This window comes from Enterobacter sp. V89_11, assembly GCF_029967775.1.
In the GTDB taxonomy this organism is placed as follows: domain Bacteria; phylum Pseudomonadota; class Gammaproteobacteria; order Enterobacterales; family Enterobacteriaceae; genus Enterobacter; species Enterobacter ludwigii.
Genome location: NZ_JASCAN010000019.1, coordinates 57536 through 67214 on the forward strand (window position 1 = coordinate 57536; position 9679 = coordinate 67214).

Here is a 9679-nt window from a genome sequence, read left to right on the forward strand (position 1 = left end):
GTGGGAGAGGGCCGGGGTGAGGGAAACGCTCACCACGATCACGGGAAATGAAACACTATGCAGACCATCACTAACGCCTGGTTCGTCCAGGGCATGATTAAAGCCACCTCCGACGCCTGGCTGAAAGGCTGGGACGAGCGCAATGGCGGTAACCTGACGCTGCGCCTGGATGATGCCGACATTGAACCGTTCGCCGCCGAGTTCCATCAGAAGCCGCGCTATATCGCCCTGAGCCAGCCAATGCCGCAGCTCGCCAGTACGCCGTTTATCGTCACCGGTTCCGGTAAATTCTTCCGTAACGTGCAGCTCGACCCGCAGGCCAACCTCGGGGTGGTGAGAGTGGACAGCGACGGCGCAGGCTATCACATCCTCTGGGGGCTGACGGACGATGCAGTGCCCACGTCTGAACTCCCGGCGCACTTCCTCTCTCACTGTGAGCGTATCAAGGCAACCCACGGCAAAGACCGGGTGATCATGCACTGTCACGCCACCAACCTGATCGCCCTGACCTACGTGCTGGAAAACAGTAGCGACTACCTCACGCGGAAGCTGTGGGAAGGCAGCACCGAATGTCTGGTGGTCTTCCCCGACGGGGTCGGCATTCTGCCGTGGATGGTGCCGGGTACCGACGAAATCGGCCAGGCCACCGCCATCGAAATGCAGTCCCACTCCCTGGTGCTGTGGCCGTTCCACGGGGTATTCGGCAGCGGGCCGACGCTCGACGAAACGTTTGGTCTGATTGATACCGCCGAGAAGTCCGCCGAGGTGCTGGTGAAGGTTCTGTCGATGGGCGGCATGAAGCAGACCATCACCCGGGAAGAGCTGATTGCACTCGGTAAACGCTTTGGCGTCACGCCGATGCAGTCGGCACTGGATTTGTACCCATAGCGGCCCGCGAAAGCGGCTAGGAGGCATGATGATCCGCAAAGCATTTGTGATGCAGGTGAACCCTGACGCGCACGACGAGTACGCGCGTCGCCATAACCCCATCTGGCCAGAGCTGGAGGCGGTATTAAAAGACCACGGTGCGCACCACTACGCTATCTATCTCGATGAGGCGCGTAACCTGCTGTTTGCGAGCGTTGAAATTGAATCGGAAGCGCGCTGGAACGCGGTGGCAAAGACCGACGTTTGTCAGCGCTGGTGGAAATACATGGGTGAGGTTATGCCCTCGAACCCCGACAACAGCCCGGTGAGTGCCGAACTGAAAGCGGTGTTTTACCTGCCCTAAAGCGTTAACGCTGCCGCATCCGCGGCAGCGTCCTGCGTTAGTTTGCCTCCACCGCAGCGCGGCGCGCCGCAATCTCCTGCTTACTGCTCAGCGTAAAGGCCGAGACCACCGTAATCGCCAGTACAAAACAGCCCAGCATCAGGTAGGTCTCCTGGAAACCGATCCGGTCATACATATTCCCGGCAAAAGCAGAGAGGAAAATCGCCGCCGACTGTTTGGCAAACTGGAAGCCAATCAGATAGATAGTGGCCGACAGACGGGTATCGAACACGCCGGTGATGTATTTGAACGCCCCCACCAGCAGGAACGGAACCTCCAGCGCGTGCAGCATCTTCAGGGCAATGACCTCCACCGCGGTGGTGGCGAACGACGAGCCGATAATGCGCGTCGCCATAATCAGCCCGGCAATCAGCAGCGTATTCTTCGCGCCGATACGGTTGATGATCCACGGCGAGCAGAACATGATGATCGCGTTGCAAATTTCCCCCGCCGTGGTGGCAAAACCAAAGGCTCGCGTTCCCTCCTGCGGCGTTGCGAAGAAGGTTTTAAAGAAGGTGGCAAACTGCTGGTCAAAAACGTCATACACGCAGGCCACACCGATGACGTACAGAATGAACATCCACATTCTGCGCTGACGGAACAGGTTAAAGACCGTCCTGGCGGTGATCTGCGGCTGGTTGGCCCCCAGCGCATTCATCACCTGCGCAGTCTGGTTTGGCTTCGGTTTCGCAACCACCAGCAACAGCATCAGCAGCAGCGCAGCCGCTGACCCCATCCAGAAGACATACGACGGGTCGATGCCAAACAGAATACCGCCCGTTGAAGCGCACAGCCCCCAGCCGAGACAGCCGAACATGCGCGCCTTGCCGTATTCAAACACGCTGTTACGGCTCACGCGTTCGATGTAGGCCTCAATCGCGCCTGAACCTGCTGAGAAGACAAAACCGATGTACAGACCGCCGCTCAGCGCCCCCAGCCAGATACTGGTTTTCAGCAGTGGCGCAAAGACATACAGGAAGAACGGCGCGAACAGAAACAGCAGCACCGTGATAATCCACAGCAGGTGTTTTTTCAGCCCCAGCTTATCCGAAATGACCCCAAGCACGGGCTGGAAGGCGATGGCCGAAAGCGAGATACAGGAGAATACGATCCCGGTATGGGTTTTGTTCAGGCCAATGACATCCGACAGCCAGATCGGCAGAAACGGAAAGCAGGTGGCCATAATGAAGAAGTAGAGAAAGAAGAACAGCCCGAAGATCCAGAAGTTAGGGTTGTCTTTGTGGGTACAGGTTGTTGTGTTCATTATTTTTATCCTCAACGGAGGGCCAGTCTCCCGGCCCATCACCCTTACACGCGTTCAACGCCAATCAGAATGGCGGTTTCCGGGTCCAGAATCGGCAGTGCGATCCCCGCCTGCATCAGCCACTCACCGCTGGCCGTCTGGGACGTTTCCATCCACGCCGGTAGCTTGCGCATGGTGTGCCCGCCCTCACCGGTGAGTCGAATGTTGGGGTGGTCGAGCAGCGTGATGCGGTACTGCGCCTGCGCGTCGAGCCCCGGCATGCGCAGCGGCATCATGAGCGTGTAATCCGGCATGGCCAGTTGGCTGACCATAAACAACCCCTGCGTTTTGTCTTCGCTCACTATACCCTGCGCCAGCGTGCTGGCATCCGGCATATCCACGCGCCACTGGGTACCGTGATGGATGACTTCCCGCCACTGCTTGTGCAGCGCGGCGTAATGGCGATAGCCTTCACGCTCCTGAGCATCGACGGTGAGCGGATCAAGCTCCAGTCCCATATGGCCAAACAGTGCCGTCAGGCCGCGGAAAGCAATGCTGTGCTGGCGGAAGGTGGCGTGACATTTATGATGACCGATATGCGCGCCCATCACTTCCGGCGGGAAGAAGTAGCTCATGCCACGCTGGATGGTATTGCGCTCCAGCGCGTCGTTGTTGTCAGAGGCCCAGAAGCGGTGACTGCGGGTCAGGACTTCATAATCGATTCGCCCGCCGCCCGAGGAGCAGGACTCAAATTCGATGTGCGGGAAACGCTCGCCCAGCACGTCTAACAGACGATAAAACTGCCGCGTCTGCGCATCCGCGGCGGCTTTGCCGTGGTGCCCGGGCTGTACCAGTTCGCGGTTCATATCCCACTTAACGTAGTCGATGGCATGTTCGCCCAGCAGCCAGCTCATGCGCTCGACCAGATAATCAAAAGCCTGCGGAATATTCAGGTTGAGCACCAGTTGATGACGGCCCGTTGCCTGGGTGTAGCCCGGCAGCGCCAGCACCCAGTCGGGATGGGCACGATACAGATCCGAGTCCGGGTTAATCATCTCCGGCTCAATCCAGATACCAAATTCCATGCCGCGCTTTTTCACATGGTTAATCACCGGCGTCAGCCCGTCCGGGTATTTTTTCTCGTCCAGGTACCAGTCACCCAGCGCCGCGTGGTCATCGTTACGGCCTTTGAACCAGCCGTCGTCGATGATAAAACGCTCCACGCCCAGCGCCGCAGCCTCATCGGCCATGCGCATGATGTACGCCGGGTCATGGCTGAAGTAGATCCCCTCCCAGGTATTGAGATGTACCGGGCGCGGTTTGTTTTCAGGGAAGCGGATAACGTTGTCGCGCAGATACCGGTGGAACGACTGGCTCATGCCGTTCAGACCCCGTGCGGAGTAGCTCGCATACAGGCGTGGTGTCCAGAGCGTTTCCCCCTCTTCAATCGCCATTTCTCCCGGCAGGTAGAGGGCTTCGGCCTGCAGATAGCGGCGTCCGTCGGTTTTGACTTCCGCACGCAGGCGGTGGTTGCCGCTCCAGCCCAGATGCACGCCCCAGACGTCGCCGTGCATTTCGTTAAATGAGGACGTACCGGCGATCAGCGCCGGGAAGTGTTCGTGAGAGGTCCTGCCGCGGCGGTTTTCAATCACAACGCTGTCGTGTTCAAGCTTCACGCGATGCGGCTGGAACTCACGGATCCAGCGTCCGTGGAACGCCATCACGTCCTGCGCGCGTTCAGCGACCGGTAGCGTCACGGCAAAACGATCAACCTGCCACGCCTGCGCCCGCAGGTTAGTTAAACCGTGACGCACCACCAGTACCCCACTTGCATCCAGTGCCAGCTCGCTGGTCAGACGCAACCCGGCATGTTCATCTTCCGCCGTTAACGTCAGGGTTTGCCCCTGGTGCTGCACATGGGTGGTTTTAAAGACAGGCGACCCGTCCAGCCCCTGGCGGTGCCCTTCAATACCGGGCGAACCAAACAGACCGTGTCCCAGCTCCGCCATCAGCGTCACCGGGGCGTCAACGTCGAGCCTGCCGTTCGCCACCGGACGAGCAAGACTTACCACATCTTGCGGTGAAAAGTGGTGAAGGTGCGGCCCCCAGTAGAGAATTTCGGCGAACGGGTGCGTGGTGATCACCAGGTCAACCGCCTTACTTTCGAGTCGAAAAATGGAATCGTGCATCAGACCTCTCCTGTCATCGGGATGATCTGAGTGTTGATCCGAAACGTTTCGGATACAAACCAAAACGTTTCGGATCTGTGATCGGCTTTGGAATTTTGCTGTGTTTAGGCCGTCTGGCCCGGGAAGAACTCTGGCTGCCAGAGCACCTGAAGCTGAGCGATATCGTCGCCGTTAATCAACTGACGCACCATGTCAGCGATCTGTTTCCCGACGCCCTGGCGGGTGGACTGAATAACCGCCGCCACATCAACATCGACAATGCTGTCCTGCGGTAAGCCGTCGTAAACCACCAGCGAAACGGCGTTTTCACCGCAGAGAAGACCCCGCTGCGCCAGCGCCATGGCCGCACCGTCGCCGTGAGTGTTGCAGTCGGTAATGATGGCCGTGGGGGGCTTCGGCAAGGAGAGAAGTTCATTCGTCGTGGCGTAACCCACGCGGCGCGAAGGCGGCATGGCGCGCAGCCATTCGCTGGATAACCCGGCTTCGCGTAGCGCATCCAGATAACCCTGGCGGCGCTGGGTGATGAAGGCCTGATTGTTGCTTTCACCCAGCAAGGCGATGCGGCGATGCCCCTTTTCAATCAGCCAGCGGGTGGCATTGTACGTGCCGGCATAGTTGTCGAAATCAAACCACGCATAGGGCTGCGGCAGCTGGCTGCGCCCGAGCGCGAGAAAGGGAAAACCGGCGGCCTGAAGCTGTTCCAGCCGCGGGTCATGATCCAGCGTGTGCGCCACAATCAGCGCATCCACGCGACGACTTTGCACCATACGCATATAGCTGTGCTTGTCCGCCAGATCGTCATCGGCAATCAGCAGGAGATCGATTTCATGTCGCGCCAGTTCGTGGCTAATTTCGCCGACCATGTCCATAAAGACGCTGTTATTGAGCGGAACAGGATGCACCGGAAAAACCAGACCCACGGCGTCGATTTTGCCCATCTTCAGGCGACGCGCGAAGGTGTTTGGCCGGTAGCCACGGCGCTGAGCCTCCGCTTCGACGCGGGCGCGCGTCTCGCGGGAGACATCGTCATACCCGTTAAGGGCGCGGCTGACGGTGGTAACAGACAGCCCCAGTTCTTTGGCAATGGCTTTAAGCGACATGATTTTCCGTATCTGCGTTAATTTTGTTCAGCCACCAGAAGCGCGTGCGTATCCGGCTCGAGGGCCTTAAAGATATGCGGCTGGTCAGCGGGATAGCAAATGTAATCCCCCGGGCCAAGCTCTTCCGCCGCGTCGATCAGACCAACCAGCGCTCTACCCTGCGTCACAATAATATGCTCCACTGAGCCTGCCGGATGTGGCTGAGAAATGCGGTCGGCACCCGGCTGGGTGAGTAACAGGTAGATGTCACGACGCGCGCCCGGCGGGCACGCCGCCAGCAAAATGGCTTCATAATTGGCCTGTCCGGCAACCACCTTCGTTCCTTCTCCACGGCGGATCACCTGAGTGGTCGGCTGCTGCGGTTCAAGCAAACGGGCAAAAGGAATGTCCAGCGCCACACAGAGTGACCAGAGCGTCTCCAGGCTGGGATTCCCGTTGCCGGATTCCAGCTGCGACAGCGTGGATTTAGCGATCCCGGCACGGCGCGCGATTTCCGCCAGTGAAAGTCCGGTTCGCAGGCGTTCTCGCACCAGACTTTTAGCGATCACGCTGATTGGCTGCGTCATAAAAACGGCCCCTTTGTTCTATAAATCGAACGAATCGTTCATCTTGAAAAACGGTTCTGATGCGTTCATTATAATGGAAATACGTTCGATATGGCTAAAATAGTATGAAGCATCATCTCTCCACCCTGAAAGGCGACACGATAAAAGCAATCATCCTGGTGTGTCTCGCGGTAGGCGTCGTCGGGATGTCCTATGGCTCGCTGGCAATGGCCTACGGTTTCCCGGTCTGGGTCCCGTTTTTACTCTCCATTACCGTGCTGGCGGGTGCCTCTGAATTTATGTTTATCGGCATTGTGGCAAGCGGCGGTAACCCTCTGGCGGCGGCGGCTGCCGGATTACTGGTTAATGCACGCCATGTACCGTTTGGGGTGACGGTGCGTGAACTGGTGGGTAAACGTGGCCTGAGTTTTCTGGGTTGCCACATTATGAACGACGAAAGCGTGGTGTTCGGGTTGTCGCAAAAAACGCCCGAACAGCGTAAGGCGGCTTACTGGTTATGCGGTTTAGGCGTGGCGATCGTCTGGCCGCTGGGTACATTGCTGGGCACCATGGTTGGCAAACTGTTGCCGGACCTTGAAACCATCGGGCTGGATGCGGTATTCCCGGCGATTTTACTGGCGTTAGTGGTGCCGGCTTTTAAAAATCGCACCACCCTGATCCGCGCCTGCAGCGGTGCTGCATTGTCACTGGCCGCCGTGCCGTTTGCCCCGGTGGGTTTACCGGTTCTGCTCTCTTTACTCGGTCTTGCTGCGAGGAAAAAATAATGGGGAATATGACGGTCTTTATTCTCGGTATCGCCGTGCTTTCCGTGGGAACCTATTTAATGCGTCTCGGCGGGGCAAAACTCGGCAACCGACTGGCGCTGTCAGACCGCTCTCAGGCTCTGCTTTCAGATGCGGCAACGGTTTTGCTGTTTTCCGTCGCACTGGCGACCACCTTCTATGAAGGTGAGCATTTTGCCGGTATGGCGCGCGTACTGGGCGTGGCGTTTGCAGTGTTTCTGGCATGGCGAAAAATGCCGTTAATTGTGGTGATCGTGGCGGCAGCGGTCGTGACTGCATTGCTGCGTCTGGCGGGTATCCAATAAAAAAAGCGCCCCGGGGGCGCTCTTTCGACGGTGTGGCAGCTTATTTGTTCAGTTCAGCGGTCATGTGTACGCGGTTACCCGTAAACGCCTGGGTAATTTTGTAAGATGACGCGCCCGCTTCCTGAGCCTGTGCAGCAATTTTGGCTTCTGCGCCATCAATGGTAGTGGCGGTTGCGGTCACAGTTTGTGCAGCGAAAGAACCGAAAGATGTAGCCAGAGCGATTACTGCGACAAAAGTTTTGATGCTTTTCATGATATAAACCCTTTCAATTAGTTGTTTGTTTAAGGCACCGTGCCTTGATGAGATAAATAGTAGACCTCATCATGAACAACTAAAAGCGGAAGGATTTGCTATTCTTTTTCAAATTTACTGATTAACTATTAATCGCTGCGGATGGGTATAAATCGTCGCCCTTCCCGGCTTACAGAACCCCACCAGCGTCAGGTTACAGCGCTCCGCTACTTCCACCGCCAGCGTGGTCGCGGCCGATACGGCAAAAAGGATTTCAACGCCGCACATCGCCGATTTTTGCACCATCTCGTAGCTGGCGCGGCTGGAGACCAGTGCCGCCCCCTGCTGCCAGAGTTCGCTTTCACGCGCCCGGCGGCCCATCAGTTTATCCAGCGCCACATGGCGGCCGACATCCTCATGCCCCCCGGCAATATCGCCCGATGGCAGAACCCATGCCGCCGCATGCGTGCATCCGCTCAGCTGGCCGACAGGTTGCACGTCATTCAGATGTTCAAGGGCATGGTCGAGATGGGCCAGATTGAAGGTCTGGGTAAACGGCAGAGGTGCGACAGGCTTACCGATATCATTGAGCTGCTCTACCCCGCAAACCCCGCATCCGGTACGCCCGGCCAGCGCGCGTCGCCGCTCTTTGAGCCCCATAAACCGGCGGCTTGAGAGTTCGATTTGCACTTCAAGGCCGTTGCAGACCTTCACCACATCCATGCCGTAAATTTCTTGCGGGTGCTCAATGATGCCTTCCGAAAGGGAAAAGCCAATCGCGAACAGCTCCAGATCTTTCGGCGAGGCCATCATCACCACATGGGAAATACCGTTGTAAACCAGAGCAACGGGCACTTCCTCCGCCAGAAAATCAGGCGTGGTGTGGGTAATGTGGGGCGGTCTGTGTACCGACAGTTCCACGATACCGGCAGGCAGTGGCGACGAGTGGGTAACACGGTTTTGTTTAGACACAGCGGTATTCCTGAACAACCACGGAGGTGAGCCTGCTATTGCATCACAAACCGCAGGCCATACGCATAGTATGGATCAACTTTTCAGCACCCATCCTCATCAAGTTTACCTACTCATTTGGGAGAGGCGCAACCGAGGCGGTGATACAGCCCTTTAACATGCCGGGGTAATAATGTGACTTGTGTCACACTTTATAATCAACACAGTGATAATACGTTCACTTTGTATTAACGCCATTGGAACAGGCGTACCGACATTGTGGTATTCTGATGATATCCCTCGTAGAACTGAGGGATTAACGCAAATTTTTCTCCTTTGCGGTCACCGTTCAACCGCGAAGTCAAAACTACATATGTAAGCAATGTCGAAACAAGGAGTGACCCATGCAGGTCAGCAGAAGGCAGTTCTTTAAGATCTGCGCTGGCGGTATGGCAGGCACCACGGCGGCGGCACTGGGTTTTGCACCCGGTGTAGCGCTGGCGGAGACGCGGCAATATAAACTGCTGCGCACCCGTGAAACCCGTAATACCTGTACGTACTGCTCTGTCGGTTGCGGGCTGTTGATGTATAGCCTCGGCGACGGTGCTAAAAACGCCAAAGCGTCTATCTTCCATATCGAAGGTGACCCGGACCATCCGGTCAACCGCGGCGCGCTGTGCCCGAAAGGTGCCGGCCTGGTTGACTTTATCCACTCCGAAAGCCGCCTCAAATTCCCTGAATATCGTGCGCCAGGTTCCGATAAATGGCAGCAAATCAGCTGGGAAGACGCATTTGACCGCATCGCTAAACTGATTAAAGAAGACCGCGATGCCAACTTTATTGCGAAGAACGCTGAAGGCGTCACCGTCAACCGCTGGCTCTCCACCGGGATGCTGTGTGCGTCTGCTTCCAGTAACGAAACCGGCTATTTAACCCAGAAATTTACGCGTGCACTCGGTATGCTCGCGGTCGACAACCAGGCGCGTGTCTGACACGGACCAACGGTAGCAAGTCTTGCTCCAACATTTGGTCGCGGTGCGA

Annotated in this window: 10 protein-coding genes and 1 pseudogene; 5 read left to right on the plus strand and 6 right to left on the minus strand. The window is 57.2% G+C overall.

The window, feature by feature from the left end:
- The first annotated feature begins 57 nt into the window (after positions 1-57).
- Together rhaD and rhaM are read left to right on the plus strand one after the other, a co-directional pair.
- Positions 58-888 (plus strand): rhamnulose-1-phosphate aldolase, encoded by an 831-nt coding sequence (gene rhaD, locus QLG09_RS15370; RefSeq protein ID WP_014172220.1) that lies wholly within the window; start codon positions 58-60, stop codon positions 886-888.
- A 28-nt stretch (positions 889-916) separates the two neighbouring features.
- Positions 917-1231 carry an L-rhamnose mutarotase gene (rhaM, locus tag QLG09_RS15375; RefSeq protein ID WP_032679248.1) on the plus strand — a complete coding sequence of 105 codons (315 nt, stop codon included), beginning with the start codon at positions 917-919 and terminating at the stop codon, positions 1229-1231.
- A gap of 37 nt (positions 1232-1268) precedes the next feature.
- Here the strand turns inward: rhaM and QLG09_RS15380 are convergent, their stop codons facing one another.
- The 4 genes from QLG09_RS15380 to QLG09_RS15395 form a co-directional block, all read right to left on the minus strand.
- Entirely contained in the window at positions 1269-2534 is a 1266-nt protein-coding gene (locus tag QLG09_RS15380; RefSeq protein ID WP_044857714.1) for an MFS transporter, read from the minus strand.
- Positions 2535-2578: 44 nt separating this feature from the next.
- Positions 2579-4702: an alpha-galactosidase gene (locus QLG09_RS15385; RefSeq protein ID WP_079231564.1), complete on the minus strand. Its 2124-nt coding sequence runs from the start codon at positions 4700-4702 to the stop codon at positions 2579-2581.
- A 104-nt stretch (positions 4703-4806) separates the two neighbouring features.
- Positions 4807-5802, minus strand: coding sequence for a substrate-binding domain-containing protein (locus QLG09_RS15390; RefSeq protein WP_282489038.1), 996 nt, complete (start codon positions 5800-5802; stop codon positions 4807-4809).
- 17 nt (positions 5803-5819) lie between these two features.
- A complete protein-coding gene (locus QLG09_RS15395) occupies positions 5820-6368 on the minus strand; it encodes an XRE family transcriptional regulator (RefSeq protein ID WP_014172225.1) in 549 nt (182 codons plus the stop codon).
- Positions 6369-6472: 104 nt separating this feature from the next.
- Here QLG09_RS15395 and QLG09_RS15400 point away from each other — a divergent pair, with 104 nt between their 5' ends.
- Complete coding sequence (locus tag QLG09_RS15400) at positions 6473-7132, plus strand: AzlC family ABC transporter permease (RefSeq protein ID WP_014172226.1); 660 nt, start codon at positions 6473-6475, stop codon at positions 7130-7132.
- A complete protein-coding gene (locus QLG09_RS15405; RefSeq protein WP_032680064.1) occupies positions 7132-7455 on the plus strand; it encodes an AzlD domain-containing protein in 324 nt (107 codons plus the stop codon). The genes QLG09_RS15400 and QLG09_RS15405 overlap by 1 nt, the downstream gene beginning before the upstream one ends.
- Before the next feature lie 40 nt (positions 7456-7495).
- Here the strand turns inward: QLG09_RS15405 and QLG09_RS15410 are convergent, their stop codons facing one another.
- Positions 7496-7708, minus strand: coding sequence for a DUF1471 domain-containing protein (locus QLG09_RS15410; RefSeq protein ID WP_020883972.1), 213 nt, complete (start codon positions 7706-7708; stop codon positions 7496-7498).
- 114 nt (positions 7709-7822) lie between these two features.
- Positions 7823-8659 carry a formate dehydrogenase accessory sulfurtransferase FdhD gene (fdhD, locus tag QLG09_RS15415; protein ID WP_151712636.1) on the minus strand — a complete coding sequence of 279 codons (837 nt, stop codon included), beginning with the start codon at positions 8657-8659 and terminating at the stop codon, positions 7823-7825.
- Positions 8660-9042: 383 nt separating this feature from the next.
- On the opposite strand from fdhD, the pseudogene QLG09_RS15420 reads away from it, so the two are divergent.
- Positions 9043-9627, plus strand: a pseudogene (locus QLG09_RS15420) (molybdopterin-dependent oxidoreductase); the annotation flags it as partial.
- Positions 9628-9679 lie beyond the last annotated feature (52 nt).

Coding starts and splice junctions, on each gene's coding strand:
- QLG09_RS15395 (WP_014172225.1), bottom strand. CDS start 6,368: ATGACGCAGCCAATCAGCGTGATCGCTAAAAGTCTGGTGCGAGAACGC.
- rhaM (WP_032679248.1), top strand. CDS start 917: ATGATCCGCAAAGCATTTGTGATGCAGGTGAACCCTGACGCGCACGAC.
- QLG09_RS15405 (WP_032680064.1), top strand. CDS start 7,132: ATGGGGAATATGACGGTCTTTATTCTCGGTATCGCCGTGCTTTCCGTG.
- QLG09_RS15410 (WP_020883972.1), bottom strand. CDS start 7,708: ATGAAAAGCATCAAAACTTTTGTCGCAGTAATCGCTCTGGCTACATCT.
- QLG09_RS15390 (WP_282489038.1), bottom strand. CDS start 5,802: ATGTCGCTTAAAGCCATTGCCAAAGAACTGGGGCTGTCTGTTACCACC.
- QLG09_RS15385 (WP_079231564.1), bottom strand. CDS start 4,702: ATGCACGATTCCATTTTTCGACTCGAAAGTAAGGCGGTTGACCTGGTG.
- rhaD (WP_014172220.1), top strand. CDS start 58: ATGCAGACCATCACTAACGCCTGGTTCGTCCAGGGCATGATTAAAGCC.
- QLG09_RS15380 (WP_044857714.1), bottom strand. CDS start 2,534: ATGAACACAACAACCTGTACCCACAAAGACAACCCTAACTTCTGGATC.
- QLG09_RS15400 (WP_014172226.1), top strand. CDS start 6,473: ATGAAGCATCATCTCTCCACCCTGAAAGGCGACACGATAAAAGCAATC.